The organism is Lysinibacillus sp. JNUCC 51 (assembly GCF_015999525.1).
Lineage (GTDB): Bacteria > Bacillota > Bacilli > Bacillales_A > Planococcaceae > Lysinibacillus > Lysinibacillus xylanilyticus.
In genome coordinates, this window is record NZ_CP065545.1 from 2,776,464 (window position 1) to 2,793,866 (window position 17,403).

The window sequence follows — 17,403 nt, forward strand, 5'->3', positions numbered from 1 at the left end:
TGGAAATGAGGTGAATGCTCCCTTTTGAAAATGACCTTTGAGCTTCGTACCGAAAGCAAGTTTGCGAGTAGATTACGACGAGATGGGCACTCGTTACAACAGCGGCAGTATCTCTCATTAAAAGGAGTGCTTTGTGCAAGCACAAAGCAGATTCCGGACGCAATTATGCCGAGGCATAATAGATAATGGCACGTACTGATCGAGGCAAATAGTGTGAGCTATTTGTAAATATAGGTGGTAACACGGGTATACTCGTCCTAATCAATTTTGATTAGGGCGTTTTTTTTATCTTCATTTAGGACTTGCCTGAAAGAAGATAAAGCCTCCGGCGGATTCATGGATTTTAAAAGGAAGAATTGTGCTACCACAATTCAAAATCCAGACGCATTGTTTATTTGTAGCGAAAGCAAAGCGACAGCTACAATTACACCGGGGCGCAATTGATTTACATTTTTTTATACAATTTTTTCGAGGGGAGCAACTTAGGATGACAATTGTTATTGGAGGGGCGTGGCCATATGCAAATGGTTCTTTGCATTTAGGGCATGTTGCCGCATTATTACCGGGTGATATTTTGGCTAGATATTACCGACAAAAGGGCGAGAAGGTATTGTATATTTCGGGAAGTGACTGTAACGGCACGCCAATTTCTATTCGAGCTGCACAGGAAAACACGACAACGGAAGCAATTGCTAATCATTATCACGAGGAGTTTACAAGATGCTTCAATGATTTAGGATTTACCTATGATTTGTATACGAGAACCGACGCTCAGCACCATCATGAATCTGTGCAAACGATTTTTTTGCAGCTACTAGCGAACAACTTTTTATACAAAAAGAAAATTGAACAAGCATATTGTGAAACGGACAAGCAATTTTTGCCGGACCGATTTGTAGAGGGGATTTGTCCAAACTGTGGAGCGAAGGCACGTGGTGATCAATGTGATAATTGCTCAACAATTTTAGACCCACTCGATTTAATCGATAAACGTTGTAAAATTTGTGGGAATGAGCCAATTATAAGGGAGACAGAGCACTTCTATTTTGCATTTAGTCAGTTTCAAAGGAGGCTGGAGACCTATTTAGCAGAAGCAAAGGCAGAAAAACGCTGGCGGGACAATGCTTTAGGTTTAACAGAGCGTTACTTGGCAGAAGGGGTCCCAGACCGCGCTGTAACAAGAGATTTACCAAATGGTATAGATGTGCCCGTACCAGGTTTTGAGGGCAAAAAAATATATGTGTGGATTGAAGCTGTAGCAGGTTACTTAACAGCGAGTATTGAATGGGCGAAGCAGCATCAAATAGCGATTGAAGATTTATGGAATGAAGAGACGATTTCGTATTATGTGCATGGAAAGGATAATATTCCGTTCCATACAGTTATTTGGCCAGCAATTCTTATCGGGATAGGAGCGAAGGCCTTACCTACACATATTGTATCAAATGAATATTTAACATTAGAAAAACGAAAGTTATCGACGAGCCAAAACTGGGCGGTATGGGTGCCTTATATTTTGAGTCGATACGATGCAGATTCTATTCGTTATTTTTTAACAATGAATGCACCAGAAAATCGCGATACTGATTTCTCTTGGCGAGAATTTATTTATAGTCATAATGGCGAATTACTTGGCGCTTACGGTAATTTTGTTAATCGAACATTGAAGTTTTTAGAAAAATCATTTGATCGTCAAGTGCCTCATGCCGAGATAGATGACACTATTCAAAAACAAACAATTCAGCTGTTTAATGAAGTTGGGATTCATATAGAAGCGGGGCATTTTAAACAAGCTTTAGAAGCTATTTTTGAATATATTCGTGGAGCTAATCGATATTTTGACGAACAGCAGCCGTGGCTACAGGTTAAAGAGAATGTGGAAGCTGGCAATCGAACACTAGCAACGTGTGTTTATATTATTGCTAATCTTGGACAGCTGTTACATCCATTTTTACCGTTTTCAGCTGAGAAGGTGAGAAAAATGTTAGGTATCAATGAAGTAATGTGGCATGAGCAAGTGGAGTTACCAACAAGCATTGGCGAAGTGGCACCACTGTTTGAACGTCTTGATGTTGAATTAATTGAAGAGGAATATCAAAAGTTAGTGGAGGGCAGCCAATAGGAAAAATGAAAGCAGTATGACTCAATATTGTCATACTGCTTTTAACTTCTTTCAGAAAGCATTGTTTATTTGTAGCGACAGCTACAATTATTTAATTCATAACAGGCGTTAATTTAGCGACAACAATACTATTGATAGCATTAATATAAGCTAGCGCACTCGCTTTTAAAATATCTGTATCCGCAGCTTTTGCGATATACTTTTCACCTTCATGCTCGATTGTAATTTTTACTTTACCAAGAGCTTCTTTACCACGAGATACACTATTGATATTATACTCTACAAGTTTCACATCGATGTTTGTAATTTCTGCGATGGCTGAATATAAGGCATCAATTGGACCTGAGCCAACCGCACTTGCTTTAAATATCTCTTCACCTTTACGTACTCTCACACTTGCTGACGGGAAGCTTGCATTGCTGACGACTTGTAAATCATCGAAGTCGAAGAACTGATCACTATAATGAGTGGCATTAGCATGGTTTGAGTCATGTTTTTCATAATAGCTTTCCACAATAACATATAAATCGTGATCATAAACTTCTTTCTTTGCATCAGCCAGCTTTAAGAAGCCTTCGAAGATTCCTTCAAATTCATCTGCTGAAAGATTGGAAAAGCCAAGTTTTTCAAGGGCATTTTTCACCGCGTGACGCCCAGAGCGAGCTGTAAGGACTAGCTCCATATCGTCAAGACCTACATCTTCTGGATGTACAATTTCATAGGCATCACGAGATTTAAGAAGACCGTCTTGATGGATACCAGAGGAATGGGCAAAAGCATTATCCCCAGTAATCGCTTTGTTTACTTGTACGTCTAAGCCCATAAAGCTTGAAACAAGACGAGACGTATTCATAATTTCTCTTGTGTTGATACGTGTCTCAGCATTGTATACAGAACTACGTGTTTTCAACGCCATGACGACTTCTTCTAATGCTGCATTTCCTGCGCGTTCGCCAATGCCGTTAATTGTACATTCTACTTTATCAGCGCCGTTTTTAATCGCAGCTAGTGTGTTAGCAGTAGCCATACCAAGGTCATTATGGCAATGAACACTCAACAAAACGCTATCGTCTAGGTTTTTCATACGTTCATTTAGTTTATAAATCATCGCTCCGAATTCTTCTGGTTCTGCAAAGCCGACTGTGTCAGGTACATTAATCATAGTTGCACCAGCCTTCATGACAGCTTCAATTGTTTTCCAAAGATACTCGAAATCTGAACGAGATGCATCTTCTGTTGAATATTGGACTTGTGGTAGCAGAGTTTTCGCATATTTTACTGCATCAACGCCAATTTGTAGAATTTGATCCTTGGATTTACTAAATTTTTTCTCAACATGAATATCAGAAGTACCAAGCACCATATGAATCATCGGATTTTCAGCGTATTTTACAGCGTTATAAACAGCATCAATATCTGCCTGTACGGCACGAGCTAAAGCGGTAATCATAATGTCATTTGTATTTCCGACTTTTTGTGCGACAGCTTTAACTGCATCAAAATCTCCTTGTGATGAAGCCGGGAAACCAGCTTCGATAATATCGACGCCTAATTTTTTGAGTTGCTGTGCAATCTCTACTTTTTCGTATAAATTCAGTTTTGCACCAGGCACTTGCTCGCCGTCACGTAAAGTTGTATCAAACACCCAAATTTTTCTTCCCATTTTCAAACACTCCTTTTGTTGTAGTTGTCATTATATTGATATTGTCTCTGCTTTGAACCGTTAGCTCTGTTAGAGACGAAATCCACACCTAGGCCAATAAACTTTTTGGAATCAATAAAAAAACCCGCCTCTATATAAAAATATAGAGACGAGTTATGCTCGCGGTACCACTCTAATTGACCTTCTCTTTACAGAAAAAGTCCCCTTATCGACAGCTGTCACTGTCTATCCCGTTAACGGAGGAAACCGACGTCCCTTACTCAAAGTTCAGGGAGTGGCTCATGGACGAGTTCAAAATGTGTGCCTATCGGTTTACACCAACCACCGACTCTCTACAAGTACACTTGCATTTCTACTATTTCCAATCTTGGCCTACAATAATGTGTTGTTGAAAGCAATAATACGTGGATATTGTTGGTTTGTCAATAATATTCTAAAAATTATTTCTTTTCTGTCTTATTTAATAGTATTACCTTATTATGGATTATAACCTTTAATAATATTAAAAAGCTCCCTTGTTTTTGACTTATCTCCGAAATTTGGGGATGGTATTGTTAAATCGTATGCCATGTATATAGGTTGATTGGAGTGAAGGCTGGGCGACTCCTTGGGGATCAGCAATAGAGGAACGAAGGCTAAAACCATCACGTCCTGTGATAACGCCTTCGTGACCAACATCGTGTTGGCCCGAGACCCTGGAGCGAGCAGCGCGAGTGAAGCGGCTCATCGGACGCCCCCAGGAAAGCGCCCAGCCGGAACGGAAATCAACCCTACGTTATGATAATAATCATTAATTCTATAATTAATGTAAATATTTATGAGATAATATTTGGGTAATTAACAGTTTAGAAAGAAGGCGTGACTATGAAATTTGTATTTGATTTAGACGGTACGATTTGTTTTAAGGGTCAACCATTAAGTAAGGGAATTACTAATGCGCTAGAAGCTTGCGTCGAGAATGGCCATGAAATCATTTTTGCATCAGCTCGTCCAATTCGTGATTTATTACCTGTATTACCGGAAACAATGCGAAAATTTTCAATGGTAGGGGGAAATGGTGCATTTGTTGTACGGAACGGGGAAACTGTTGAGGTAACAGCATTTGCAGGGGAAATTGTAGAAGAGATTCAAAACATTATTTCAACATTTCAACTGCCGTATTTAGTTGATGGTGATTGGGATTATGCGTATACAGGTAGTGAGGCACATCCGATTTATCAAAATTTAGATCCACTAAAGCTTGCGAAAAATGTGTCATTACATGAGCTAAAAGATATCGTAAAAATTGTTTTATTTCCTGGAGAGCAACATAAAGAAATATTGGCTGAATTACAGAAGTTACCGATATCAGTGTATGAACATACATCAGAAAATATTGTAGATATGAGCCCGAATGGAATTGATAAATGGAATGGCTTAATGAAATTAGGTGTCGCTGAAGGTGGATTTATCGCGTTTGGGAACGATGCGAACGATGCATCCATGTTTGTAAAGGCGAAGGAAAGCGTTTGTGTAGGTGTGCATAAAGTACGTGAGCTTGCATCTTTACAAGTACCAAGTGAAGAAACAGCAGTGATCGAGATGCTACATGTGTTAAATGAAAAGTATAAATAAGAGGTCACATCAATGGATTTACGCAAATTGTTAAAACTTTTGCATGAGACGGAAGGCTTGAAACGTAAGCTACGACATAGGGGTTTTCAGAAGGAAGACAGGAAAGTGTTGCCGAGGCATACATAGCGAGTAGCACTATGTCGATGACCGCAAAAATATCAGCTATTCAATAAATGATATCATTAAAATATACTAAATTTAAAAGATATAAAAAAAGATATCCTCTCCCGAATTGTATTTAATAACCTAATACAATTCGGGATGGATAATCGATAACTTTAATAAAACAAGCTTCTTGAAAAAGATTTTTCACTCCACTTTAAAACGCGAAACCTGTGTTTGTAATTCTTCGGCCATGTTTGATAGTGTAGCAGCAGAAGCGGCAACTTCTTCAATAGTTGCTAGTTGTTCCTCAGAAGCAGAAGCTACATTTTGTAGATTTGAAGAAGACATTTGTGCGATTGTTGCAATTTCATCGAAGGATGCGTAAATTTGTTCAGCACTCGATGACATTTCCTCTGAAACTGTTGTTGCTTCTTGAATTTGATGGGATACTTGTTCAATCAGTTCAACGATTTTAGAGAAGCCTTCCTCAGCTACCTTAACCACTCGCATACCCACTTGCACCTCTTGTGTACCAGTATCCATAACAGTTACGGCACGGTTTGTATCCTGTTGTATTTCTGAAATCAGACTTGCAATTTGTTCAGCAGATTGCTTAGATTGATCTGCTAATTTCTTAACTTCATCAGCTACTACTGCAAAGCCGCGACCATGATCCCCTGCACGTGCTGCCTCAATTGCGGCATTTAGTGCTAGTAAATTTGTTTGCTCTGCGATATCCGTGATAAGACCAATAATATTACCAATTTCAACGGAATGATTTCCTAAATTTTTTACAACGCTAGCAGATTCTAAAACAGCTGCATTAATTGTGTCCATCTGTGTAATAACACGGTGTAGCGATTCATTTCCTTTATTAGCTTCAGTATTTGTTTCTATGGCAAGCTCTGAAACGGCAGCTGTCGTCGCAGCCAATTGTTGAATGCCTTTTGTCATAGATTTCATAGCTGCTGAACTTTCAGTAGCATTTTTTCCTTGGGCCTCGGAGCCACTTGCAACTTCTTGTATAGAGGAAGTAATTTGTTCGGTCGCTTGGATTGTTTGTTCAGCGCTTGCGGTTAATTCAGCCGCAGAACCACTTACTTGCACAGTGTTATGACGTACATTTGTAATAAGGTCCTTTAAATTTACCGCCATTTGATTAAAGGCAAGTGCTAAATCACCTACCTCATCACGATTCTTAATGTGAATTTGTTCAGCTGTTAAATCGCCATCAGCAATCTTTTTCGCAGTTTTAGCCATACCTTTAATAGGGCGAGAAATAAGGCTTCCCATGACCATAGCTATAATGAGACTAATAACAACAGCAAAGATGCCAAGAACAATCATTTGGAATTTAATGGATTTGATTTCTTTGGATGTAGCAGCAATTTCCTCTTTTATATATTCATCTTGATAGTTAGCGAGGTTAGCTACACGTTCATCGAATTGTTTATTAATTAGGCGGCCTTGTGTACTATCAAGCTTTTCGTATTGCTCTGTTTCTCCAGCAGCCTTTAATGAAAACATTCGATCTGCAAACTTTTGGACATCTTGCTCGCTTTTATTGATTGCCTCTAATAATTCAATAGATTTTTGAGAATTGAACGAAGCCTTTAATTCATCATATTTCTTTTTAAATTCTTCACGTGAAGCTTCATTACTTTGAAAATTTTGCTTGTCCCCAAGTAATAGATATCCTCTCATATTTGCAATTTCTTGTTTAGCAATTGCACGTAGCTCTTGAATACTAATAGATTTAGTCGTTTGCTCTTCGAGTAACACACGATATGTCTTGTTAACGGAATTAAGCTGTTTGAAATTTAATCCGATTGTGCCAACTAATACTAAAATAACAATAAAAAAACCGAGTACTAACTTTTTGTAGATAGTAAATCGCATAGTTGTTGTTTCCTTTCTCAGTAATTTAGTAGAAATGTTACAAAAAAATGAAATATGTATATACCATTTATATCAGATTATATGAATTTTACAAAGTATTATGAGTATTTTTACATTAATCAATAGAATCGAAAAAGGGAGTAAATTGTAGATAGAATGGTAAAAAAAGTAGAATAAATTGCCGATTTGATGTTGGTGAAAGCGGATAGTTACTGATGTAACATTAGCAATTATGACAATTTTCATAAATTTGAAACTTAATGAATTGTAGTAACGTAGAATGAATAAAGGAATAAGCAAGGAAGTGGGAAGATGTATAGGCCAATGTTGAAATTGCCGAAAACGAAATATGAAAAGATTTGGGATTATTTCGGTGGCGGGTTATTTGTACTGTCCATTCTTTATATTTTTGTAATGTGGGGCAAACTCCCCGAAGAGATTCCAGGTCATTTTAATGGAGCAGGAGAAGTTGATCGTTGGGGTTCAAAAATGCTATGGATCTTGCTAGTGTTACTTGAAAAAGCTCCTCATATGCATAATTACCCGGCACGCTTAAACGAAAGTAATGTAGAGGCATTTTATTTGAATAGCCGAAAAGGCTTGAATGAAATAAAAAACCTCTGTCTAATTTTATTTGCGGCTATATCATTCCAAATGATACGTATTGCACTAGGGAAGGCAGAAAATATCGGTTGGTGGTTCTTACCAATCGTGCTAATTGTAATAGCCATTCCGATTATTAAAGGAATAGTAGCGACTACAAAAATAAAGTAGTTGTAAACTTTTAACGCTCGAGAAAATTGTTCGAGCGTTTTTTTATACGAAAATGGCACTAAATCAGCTATACTATCAAAACTAAGAGAAAATTGTATTGATAATTAGAAGAGGTGTCAAAACTATGCAAAAGAAATTTAAAATTAAGGATGGACTGTCCATTGCCATTCATAATCAACCACAGGAGATGCAATTAGAGGGAATATCCCAAACAGGAAATGCACCACATGATCGAATAATTGCCTTTGTATTTAATATTGATGAAATGGTAATGTATTTACAGAATGCACTAAAGTTAAACACTCTTACGGAACAAGGCTATTTATTTTTTGTTTATCCGAAAAAGGGGAATAAGAAGTATGAACAGTTTATCCATCGCGATGAAATCTTCCCAGCAATTCAAGTGGACGAGGAAAAATACATTGTTGGCAGTGATTATAAATTTGCAAGTCTTATGTCGTTAGATGAGACATTTTCTATATTAAGTATTAAGAGAGATGGCAAGGGACGCGGCAAGAAGAAGACAGCGAGTAGTCAGTGCGTTAGTGACTATGAAGGTATGATTCCTCAATTGCGTGATTCACTTGCTGAAAATCCGGATGATTTAACATTTTATGATGGATTAACTCCGGGGTATCAAAAGGACTGGGCTCGTTATATCTATAGTGCGAAAAAGGAAGAGACGCAAGTAGCACGATTAGAGGAGATGCGTGAAATTATTAGATTAGGCTACAAAACAAAGGAATTATACCGTAAGGCAAAGGCCGAGGGTAAAGCATAAATAACATATAAAGATATACACTTGGCAATAATACTATGTTGAAAAGGGGACTGCGTATGAAAAACACTTATATTGAGCAAGTAGATGAAAAATGGCAGGAGGGTTTTGCTAAACTTGTAGATGTGGTAGAAAGCAATTTACCAGAGGGTTTTGAAGAAAATATGTATTATGACATGATAAGCTATGTTGTCCCATTATCTACTTATTCGAAGGGCTACCATTGTACACCCAATACTCCGTTACCCTTTATAAGTCTTGCTGCGCAAAAACGTCATATTGCAGTTTATCATATGGGCATTTATGCAGATCAAGCGTTACTCTCGTGGTTCCAGGAGGAGTATGCGAAACGAGTACCGACGAAACTCAATATGGGGAAAAGCTGTATTCGTTTTACAAACACTAAAAATATTCCGTATGAATTAATTGGAGAGCTTGTTTCGAAAATGACACCAGCACAATGGATTACAAAATATGAAGGGGAGTTAAACAAATGAAAAGTGCCACTACATTTTTAATGTTTCAGGGTCAAGCCAATGAAGCGATTCAGCAATATCAACAATGGTTTTCAGAATTACAGGTGGAAAGTTTAACTTATATGGAAGACTCACAACAGGTTGCGATGGCTATTCTTAATTTAAAAGGTTTGAAAATGATGGTGAATGATAGTGTAATAAAGCAAGCATAACTTTACATTTACACCGTCAACTTCTATTTTTATGGAATGTGAGTCTGAAGAAGAAATCGACAGTTTAGTTAGCCAAATTTTAGAGGGTGGACAAGCGTTAATGCCACTTAATAACTATGGGTTTTCTAAGAAATTTGCCTGGATTCAGGATCGTTTTGGTGTATCCTGGCAACTAACGTTTAATTGAATTTAGCTTGTCGTCAAAAGTTAGGGACGATTTTTAAAAAACGAATACTATGTGTATAGGTTGATTGGAGTGGAGACTAGGCGACTCCTTGGGGATTAGCGAAAAGAGGAACGAAGGCTAAAACCATCACATCCTTTGATAACGCCTTCGTGACCAACATCATGTTGGCCCGAGACCCTGGAGCGCAGCGAAGCGAAGCGGCTCATCGGACGCCCCCAGGAAGCTTTGCTCTGTGCGAAAGCGAAGCGACAGCAACAAATGTTTTCTGCGCGAAAGCGAAGCGGCAGCGATAAAAGCGCCAAGTCGGAACGGAAATCAACTCCACGTTATGGTGATGAGCCATAGACATGAATAAATAGACGGAATAAGCTCTTATGCAAGTAGAGAATGATACAAAATCCGTTGCAATAAGGCTTAATCATATTAAAAGGAGAATAGCATATGGTAGTAACTTTAGTGAGGCACGATATAAAATATGCTGAAGCGATGCATGCACTGTCCTCTATGCCTCAGGTTCGAGATGCACTAGGGTTACCTGCTGGCAAAGTGGAAGATACGATTAATTTTATTAAACGTGAATGTGTGGACGAAGAAGCTGGAAAGACAGTCCCTCGAGTTGTTCTGGATGAGGAAGGACAACTTATTGGTGTGACGGCATTAATGTTTATTGATCACAATAAAAAGAGCTGTCATATTGGCTCATGGCTTGGCTATGAATTCTGGGGAAAAGGCTATAATCTTCAATCAAAAGTTGCGATTTTAGATATTGCATTCTTTGAGTTAGGGCTAGAGCGTGTTTTTGCAGGAGCTAGAAAGGTCAATATACGCTCACAAAAGGCGCAGGAAAAGTTGTCATTTATTCGATTAGGAGTTGAGAAGGATTTTCCGCAGGAGCATTCATGGCTAGAGGTCAAAGAAAAGCAGCCATGTGTTTTAAATGTTTTTGAGCGGGAAGATTTTGTTCGATATCGCACAGCCCTAAAGAAAGTGGAAGGTGTGCGTGAAGACTATTTACCACAATTATTATTAGCTGATGAAAGTGAAGTCGCTGTTCGAGAATATTTAAATGACGGTGAATTATACGAAATTAAATGCGGTGAGGAATTAGCGGGTGTAGCGTTACTTCTTGAACAGTCTGAAACGACAGTTGAGTTAAAAAATATTGCGATTGTACCGAAGTATCAAGGTAAAGGGCTTGGGAAAGAAGCACTGCGACAAATAACAACAGTTTGTCGATCTCATGGATATAAAACGATAATAGTTGGAACTGCAAATTCTAGTATTGATAATATTGCCTTCTATCAAAAAGCTGGTTTTCGTATGGAAGCAATTGAAAAAGATTTTTTCAGTAATTACCCAGAGCCAATCTATGAAAATGGAATTCGTGCACTAGATATGATTTTCTTTTCAAAGGCATTGTAAAGTAATATAGACATAAAGAAATACCCGTCCAACTTTGAGTTGTGCGGGTATTTTTATTCGCCAAGCAACAATGCCATCAACTTTTCTTTCGAATGTAAAAAATCATCTAGAGTATAGCGATCTAGGACGGCTAAATAGGCTTGTAGTGCTTCATATAATACGCCTTTTAGCTGACATTCTGGTGCAATTTTACATAGATTATTTTCTTTATCAAAGCATTCGACAAGATGAAAATCCTCTTCTGTATGGCGTACTATTTCACCAATTGTAATGGTCTTTGGATCAATTGCTAGGCGAATTCCTCCGCCACGCCCTCGAATCGTTTCAATATAGCCCAATAATCCAAGTTGGTGTGTCACCTTCATTAAATGGTTTTTCGATATATTATAAGCATCTGAAATTTCTTGGATAGTTGATAATTGGCCATCTTCCTTCGCACCTAAATATATGAGCGTTCGAAGAGAGTAATCTGTGTATAAAGTTAAGCGCATAAGAACACCCTACTTTCTATAGTTCAAAATAATTATAGCATTTTTACCTTGAAGTATTATAAATTCAATACTTTTTTAAAGATGTATTTAAAATACATTAATTATGTCCATTTTGTTAAAGATGTATTTTAAATATTGCTTTAAGGGATTGATAGCGTTATATTGTAATCACGAAAGGATGGTATGCGATATGTTAAAACAAGAAACAGTACAAACTATTAAAGCAACAGTTCCTGTATTAGAAGTTCATGGAGTCGAGATTACTAAAACGTTTTACAAAAATATGTTTCAAGCTCATCCAGAGTTATTAAATATTTTTAACCATACAAACCAAGAAAAAGGTCGTCAGCAAACAGCGTTAGCAAACACGGTTTATGCTGCGGCAGTCCATATTGAAAATTTAGAAGCAATTTTACCAGCGGTAATGTTAATTGCCCATAAACACCGTAGTCTAGGTATTTTACCTGAGCACTATCCAATAGTAGGAGAAAACTTACTAAAAGCGATTAAAGAAGTGCTAGGTGATGCAGCAACAGATGACATCATTAATGCTTGGGCTGAAGCATATGGTGTCATTGCGGATATCTTCGTTCAAGTAGAAGAAGAGCTATATCAAAAAGCTGAGGGTAATGGCGGATGGCGCTTATTTAAACTGTTGAAAGTGGCGAAAAAAGTAGTAGAGAGTGATCTTGTAACATCTATTTACTTTGAAAATGAAGATGGTTCTCCTCTACCAGCTTATGAGCCTGGTCAATATATCAGTATCCGTGTGAAAGTACCAGGTGAAGAATATTTAATGAACCGTCAATATACACTTTCACAGGCAAGTACTAAAAACGGCTACCGCATTTCGGTAAAACGCGAAAGCGATCATACGCCAAATGGTAAAGTATCGAACTTTATTCACGACGTATTAGAAGTTGGGGATTTAGTAGATGTAAGTGCTCCAGCAGGGCTGTTTGTCTTAGAAGAAACTTCGGCACCACTTACATTTGTAAGTGGTGGTATCGGTGTAACTCCATTAAACAGTATGCTTCAATCACTAAAAGATGATGTGGCAAATGAAGTGAGCTTTATCCAATGTGCACGCAATGAAAAAGTTGTAGCATTTAGCGATGACATTAAAGAGAAAGTAAATGTGCTTCCAAATGCAACATATACAGCGTTATATTCGGATGAAGATAAGAAAATCACAAAAGAATTATTAGCTGAAAAAGTAGCCAATAATGCAGATGTTTACGTATGTGGACCTGTTGGCTTTATGGAAGCAGTTATTAAAAATTTACATGAGATTGGCGTGAAAGACGAAAAAATTCATTATGAATTCTTTGGTCCAGCAATGCAATTAGCAAAATAAAATTCAAAATTGTGGTGACGTGCTCCTATTTAAAAGCACGTCATCTTTTTAATTTCATAAAGAATTAGTCTTTAAAATAATCTGGTCGGTGAAATCCTTCGTAGTCTTTATTGGATTCAATAAATTTCTGGAAATCTGCAGAATGATATGCCTCAATTAAATCCTTTACAAACTTTTTATCTTTATCCTCAGTACGAACTGCTAATAGGTTTTGATATTCGAAGGGTGGGTCCTCTAATGCTAAGTTCGATGATAGTTTTCTTCCAGATGACAAAATAAAGTTACCGTTTACAAGTGCAAAATCTACGTCAGACAGTGAACGTGGCAATTGTGCTTGCTCCATTTCAACGAATTCAATGGTGTATACGTATTTAGTGATATCTTGTTTACTCACTGCAATGGGTGAATAACCTTCTTTTAATTCAATCCATCCAAGATTGTCTAAGATTCGTAGGGCACGTGCAATATTAGCTGGATCATTAGGGATTGCTACTGTGTATTCTTTATTTTTTTCTAAACGGTCGATAGAATCAAAGCGGTCTGAATAGATTCCCATTGGTGCAGTAGGAACTTTAAGTATTTCTGTCAAATCTAAATGCTTCTCTTTTTTAAAGTTTTCCAAATAGGCCGTGTGCTGAAAAATATTAGCATCAATCGAGCCATCTCCTAAAGCGATATTGGGCTGGATAATATTACTGAAATTAATTGTTTCGATTGTGTATCCTTTTTCTTTTAGTATCGGTGCAATGCCATATTGAAATTGGTCGCTGTATGGACCAGGTGTAAAACCTATTTTAATTGTTTTATTTGATGTTTCTTGTGCAGTCCCGTTTGAATTACAAGCTGCTAATACTAATATCAATAGCATGGTACTTAAAATGAAAAGAAGTCGTTTCATTATTTTGTCCTCCTAGAAAAGTAATGTTGACACTGACTACTAGATATAAGCAATAAAAAAACGCGTAAACGACAATTGTTTACACGCCTCCGGTGATTCCGGTCAGTAACTACTTTAATACCAATTGGATTAGTAGGATTATAACAAACGCTTTTTTATAAATCAATAAGGATTTTAACTTCTTTCAGTAAATGCCTTTTACATAGACAAAACACATTGCTGACGCTACGCTTTAGCGCAAAAAACAATTGTTTGCCTAAAGTCTTCGGACGTAATTATGTCGATGCATAATTGATAAATGATTTTTAAAATATACTTGACTTATTGGTTTTATTTGGTTTAATATGTAAATTAATTTATATAATGTGGCGACTGAAAAAATCGGAGCTTTGGTTTTAGGACTAAAAGCTCCGATTTTGTTTTTTATTGGCCATAAAAAATATTCATAGTGACCATAAAAATGGAGCTCTCATTAATGTCTTAAGCGTAGATTTGCGAAGGAGATTTGGTGGGAGCTTTTTGTGTTCATGAAAAAGGAGTTGGAGATAATAAATGTCTTTTAGTGGAAGTTTGAAAGATGGAAGAAGTGTGTGGCTGGACGGAGTAAAAGTGGACGTAACAACTCATCCAGCCTTTATGGGGACATTAGAAACTATCACGTATTTATTAGCACTTCTAGATGATGAGAACAATCAAAGTATTGCTGGTTTTAAAAGTCCGAAAAGTAATCGGTTTGTTCATAGTGCATTTTATATTCCACGTAGCTATGAGGATTTAATAAAACGTAAGAAAGCATTTGCTCTATGGTCGAATAAAACCTATGGAGTGATGAGCCGTTTATCAGATTATGCTAATTCTCTAATCACCGGATACTATTTGGATCGTCATCAGTTTGCGCAATATGATGCTGGGTTCGTTGAAAAAATAACGAAATATTATGAGTTAGCTAGAGACGAGCGGCGAATTGTTACTACTGCAATTTTGGATCCACAAATTAATCGTTCGAAACCAGCAGAAGAGCAAGATGAAGATGCATTATTGCGTATTATACGGGAGACCGAGGAGGGGGTAGTTGTACGAGGGGCTAAAATGATTGCAACTGGTGCTCCTTATGCACATGATGTCATTGTCACCTCTCCGCAAAAATTATCACCAAGTCAAATAGCACAAGCAAATATGTTTATTGTGCCATTAAACTTACCTGGACTACAAATCGTTTGTCGAGAATCATTTGCTTCAAATAAAGGGCATCATAAATTAAGTTCAAGATTCGATGAAATGGACGCTGTTTTATTATTTGACGATGTTCTAATTCCGTGGGATAGGGTGCTTATTAAGGGTTCACCTGAAGGCGTATTGAAAGCTCATCGGCATCAGCAACTCGATGCGCTAGCACAGCATCAAACGGTGGTTCGTTTGCTATCAAAATTAGAATTTATTGCTGGAGTTACAACGGCAATAGCTCAATCAATTGGTGCAGATTACTTTCTACATGTTCAGGAGAAAATAGGGGAGCTTTATACACAAATTGATAGTATTGAAGCTTTATTAATTTCATCAGAAAAAGAAGGGCATCTAAATGAGCAGAATGTTTATTTACCTAATATTACTCCGCTACAAACAGCAAGAAATTTAGGTACCCATTTCTATAGCCATGCTCTAGATATTTTAAAGCAGATTGGTGCAGGAGGCTTTATTCAATTATCGTCAACTCCGATTTTAGAAAATCATGAATTATACCCGTTATTTTCTAAATACTATAAAGGGGCTAAGGTAGATGCACGAACAAAAGAAAATTTATTTAGAATCGGGTGGGAACTTATTGGCAGTCAACTTGGCTCACGTCACGATTTATACGAACGGTTCTACACGGGAGATCCAATTCGGGTTTATGCATTGCAGTATGAAACTTATGATAAGTCCTATTTGAAAAATAAGTTAAATCATTTTTTGATTAATTTGATTGAAAGGGAGGTAAACGAAGATGAATACGCCGATTCCGTATTTGCAGAGGTTGAATAATGGGCGAACAGTTTGGTTAGAAGGGGAGATTGTTAATGATTTAGAAAACCATAAGGCCTTTAAAGGGACTGTTCAAACAATACAGCATTTATTAAATTTACAAACAGTGGAGCCGACAAAATCGATTTTAACGTATGAAACGGAAAAAGGTGCAAATGCTCATTTATCTTTTTTAGTTCCAACATCAATCAATGATTTGAAAAGGAAAAGTTTAGCTTATAAATGCTGGGTAGATGAAACATTTGGGGTGATGAGCCGTTTATCCGAATATTCTCGTTCGCAGTTAGTAGGTTGGTATGCAAGTAGACAACAATTAGATGTTTTGTCACCGGGCATTGCAACAAAGCTTGAAAAACTATACGAAGCGGCACGTGATTTAGATTTATTATCAACGGTAGCAGCACATGACCCGCAAAAGAACCGTTCTAAATCTGTAGAAGAGATAGAGCATGGGGAGTTGCGTGTAGTTACTAAAAATGAAGAAGGAATTTTTGTGAGCGGTGCCAAAACAATTGCTACAGCAGCGCCATATGTAGATGAATTGCTCATAACCTCTTATCATAAGCGAGGATTAGACGAAGCGCCAATGGCAAATATATTTTATGTTCCAACCTCAGCTCAAGGGCTACATATGGTATGTCGAGAATCGTTTGCTTCTACTGATACAAGCAACCATCCTTTAAGCTCTCGTTTTGATGAAATGGATGCTGTCTTAATTTTTGATAATGTTCTAATCCCTTGGGAAAAGGTGTTGGTAGCAGAAGATCCTGAATTAGCTTGGAAGCTGCGAATTGAAACGGCATCATCCTTGTTAAGTCAGCATCAAACGGTTGTACGCCTGATTAGTAAATTAGAATCTGTAGTAGCAATTGGCAACGAATTAGCCGAAACAGCTGGAGTGACGGAGTTTTTACATGTAAAAGAGAAATTAAGTGAGCTAATCATACAGTTAGAAACTATAAAGGGTTTATTAAATGCGGCTGAATATGAAGCTGTCGAACACAATGGAATTTATCTACCTAAACAACGATTTTTAACGACTGCCCGAAATTTAGGTACACGTTATTATCCACGTGCTTTGGAAATATTACAGCAAATTGGAGCAAGTGGATTACTGCAAGTGCCATCTACTATTCAAGAAATCGATGGGCCAATAGCTGACAAGTTACAGGCGTATTATGGAGGTACACATACAAGTGCATTTTCAAGAACCAAGTTTATTAAACTAGCTTGGGATTTAATAGGTAGTCAGCTTGGAGCGCGTCACGAATTATATGAACGTTTTTATTCAGGTGATCCTGTTCGTACCTTTGCAGCGCAATATCAAAACTATAGTGAAAAGGACCGACTGTTAAAGTTAGTTGAAGAATTTAATTAGGTAAG

At 37.4% G+C, this 17,403-nt stretch carries 15 protein-coding genes and 2 other annotated features (1 of these 17 cut by a window edge); of the genes, 11 read left to right on the forward strand and 4 right to left on the reverse strand.

Going from position 1 to position 17,403, the window contains the following annotated elements; all coding sequences use genetic code 11:
- Window positions 1-263 (forward strand) — a binding site (T-box leader); it begins 60 nt to the left of the window's first position.
- A 224-nt stretch (window positions 264-487) separates the two neighbouring features.
- Window positions 488-2,122, forward strand: a complete 1,635-nt coding sequence (metG, locus tag JNUCC51_RS13470; protein WP_337988489.1) for a methionine--tRNA ligase — start codon at window positions 488-490, stop codon at window positions 2,120-2,122.
- Window positions 2,123-2,213: 91 nt separating this feature from the next.
- On the opposite strand, the gene JNUCC51_RS13475 is transcribed toward metG, so the two are convergent.
- Window positions 2,214-3,785: a 2-isopropylmalate synthase gene (locus JNUCC51_RS13475; RefSeq protein ID WP_337988490.1), complete on the reverse strand. Its 1,572-nt coding sequence runs from the start codon at window positions 3,783-3,785 to the stop codon at window positions 2,214-2,216.
- A 141-nt stretch (window positions 3,786-3,926) separates the two neighbouring features.
- Window positions 3,927-4,163 (reverse strand) — a binding site (T-box leader).
- A gap of 486 nt (window positions 4,164-4,649) precedes the next feature.
- Between JNUCC51_RS13475 and JNUCC51_RS13480 the strand changes: the two genes are divergently transcribed.
- Window positions 4,650-5,399 carry an HAD-IIB family hydrolase gene (locus JNUCC51_RS13480; protein WP_337988491.1) on the forward strand — a complete coding sequence of 250 codons (750 nt, stop codon included), beginning with the start codon at window positions 4,650-4,652 and terminating at the stop codon, window positions 5,397-5,399.
- A 309-nt stretch (window positions 5,400-5,708) separates the two neighbouring features.
- Here JNUCC51_RS13480 and JNUCC51_RS13485 read toward each other — a convergent pair whose 3' ends face one another.
- The gene (locus JNUCC51_RS13485) at window positions 5,709-7,403 is read right to left on the reverse strand and encodes a methyl-accepting chemotaxis protein (RefSeq protein WP_337988492.1); all 1,695 of its coding nucleotides are present in this window, start codon (window positions 7,401-7,403) and stop codon (window positions 5,709-5,711) included.
- A gap of 312 nt (window positions 7,404-7,715) precedes the next feature.
- Between JNUCC51_RS13485 and JNUCC51_RS13490 the strand changes: the two genes are divergently transcribed.
- From JNUCC51_RS13490 to JNUCC51_RS13515, 6 genes are all read left to right on the forward strand, one after another.
- Complete coding sequence (locus JNUCC51_RS13490) at window positions 7,716-8,177, forward strand: DUF1648 domain-containing protein (RefSeq protein WP_337988493.1); 462 nt, start codon at window positions 7,716-7,718, stop codon at window positions 8,175-8,177.
- Window positions 8,178-8,301: 124 nt separating this feature from the next.
- On the forward strand, window positions 8,302-8,958 hold the full coding sequence (locus JNUCC51_RS13495; RefSeq protein WP_337988494.1) for a YdeI/OmpD-associated family protein: 657 nt from the start codon (window positions 8,302-8,304) through the stop codon (window positions 8,956-8,958).
- A gap of 56 nt (window positions 8,959-9,014) precedes the next feature.
- Window positions 9,015-9,452 carry a DUF1801 domain-containing protein gene (locus JNUCC51_RS13500; protein ID WP_337988495.1) on the forward strand — a complete coding sequence of 146 codons (438 nt, stop codon included), beginning with the start codon at window positions 9,015-9,017 and terminating at the stop codon, window positions 9,450-9,452.
- The gene (locus tag JNUCC51_RS13505; protein WP_337988496.1) at window positions 9,449-9,643 is read left to right on the forward strand and encodes a VOC family protein; all 195 of its coding nucleotides are present in this window, start codon (window positions 9,449-9,451) and stop codon (window positions 9,641-9,643) included. The genes JNUCC51_RS13500 and JNUCC51_RS13505 overlap by 4 nt, the downstream gene beginning before the upstream one ends.
- Window positions 9,644-9,674: 31 nt before the next feature.
- The gene (locus JNUCC51_RS13510) at window positions 9,675-9,830 is read left to right on the forward strand and encodes a VOC family protein (protein WP_337988497.1); all 156 of its coding nucleotides are present in this window, start codon (window positions 9,675-9,677) and stop codon (window positions 9,828-9,830) included.
- A gap of 441 nt (window positions 9,831-10,271) precedes the next feature.
- Window positions 10,272-11,252 (forward strand): GNAT family N-acetyltransferase, encoded by a 981-nt coding sequence (locus JNUCC51_RS13515; RefSeq protein WP_337988498.1) that lies wholly within the window; start codon window positions 10,272-10,274, stop codon window positions 11,250-11,252.
- A 53-nt stretch (window positions 11,253-11,305) separates the two neighbouring features.
- Here the strand turns inward: JNUCC51_RS13515 and JNUCC51_RS13520 are convergent, their stop codons facing one another.
- Window positions 11,306-11,743, reverse strand: a complete 438-nt coding sequence (locus tag JNUCC51_RS13520; protein ID WP_049663205.1) for an Rrf2 family transcriptional regulator — start codon at window positions 11,741-11,743, stop codon at window positions 11,306-11,308.
- A gap of 190 nt (window positions 11,744-11,933) precedes the next feature.
- Between JNUCC51_RS13520 and hmpA the strand changes: the two genes are divergently transcribed.
- On the forward strand, window positions 11,934-13,100 hold the full coding sequence (gene hmpA / locus JNUCC51_RS13525; RefSeq protein WP_337988499.1) for an NO-inducible flavohemoprotein: 1,167 nt from the start codon (window positions 11,934-11,936) through the stop codon (window positions 13,098-13,100).
- Window positions 13,101-13,164: 64 nt separating this feature from the next.
- Here hmpA and JNUCC51_RS13530 read toward each other — a convergent pair whose 3' ends face one another.
- Window positions 13,165-13,998, reverse strand: coding sequence for a MetQ/NlpA family ABC transporter substrate-binding protein (locus tag JNUCC51_RS13530; protein ID WP_337988500.1), 834 nt, complete (start codon window positions 13,996-13,998; stop codon window positions 13,165-13,167).
- 552 nt (window positions 13,999-14,550) lie between these two features.
- On the opposite strand from JNUCC51_RS13530, the gene JNUCC51_RS13535 reads away from it, so the two are divergent.
- Window positions 14,551-16,020: a 4-hydroxyphenylacetate 3-hydroxylase family protein gene (locus JNUCC51_RS13535; RefSeq protein WP_337988501.1), complete on the forward strand. Its 1,470-nt coding sequence runs from the start codon at window positions 14,551-14,553 to the stop codon at window positions 16,018-16,020.
- A complete protein-coding gene (locus tag JNUCC51_RS13540) occupies window positions 15,983-17,398 on the forward strand; it encodes a 4-hydroxyphenylacetate 3-hydroxylase N-terminal domain-containing protein (protein WP_337988502.1) in 1,416 nt (471 codons plus the stop codon). Before JNUCC51_RS13535 ends, JNUCC51_RS13540 begins: the two co-directional genes overlap by 38 nt.
- Window positions 17,399-17,403 lie beyond the last annotated feature (5 nt).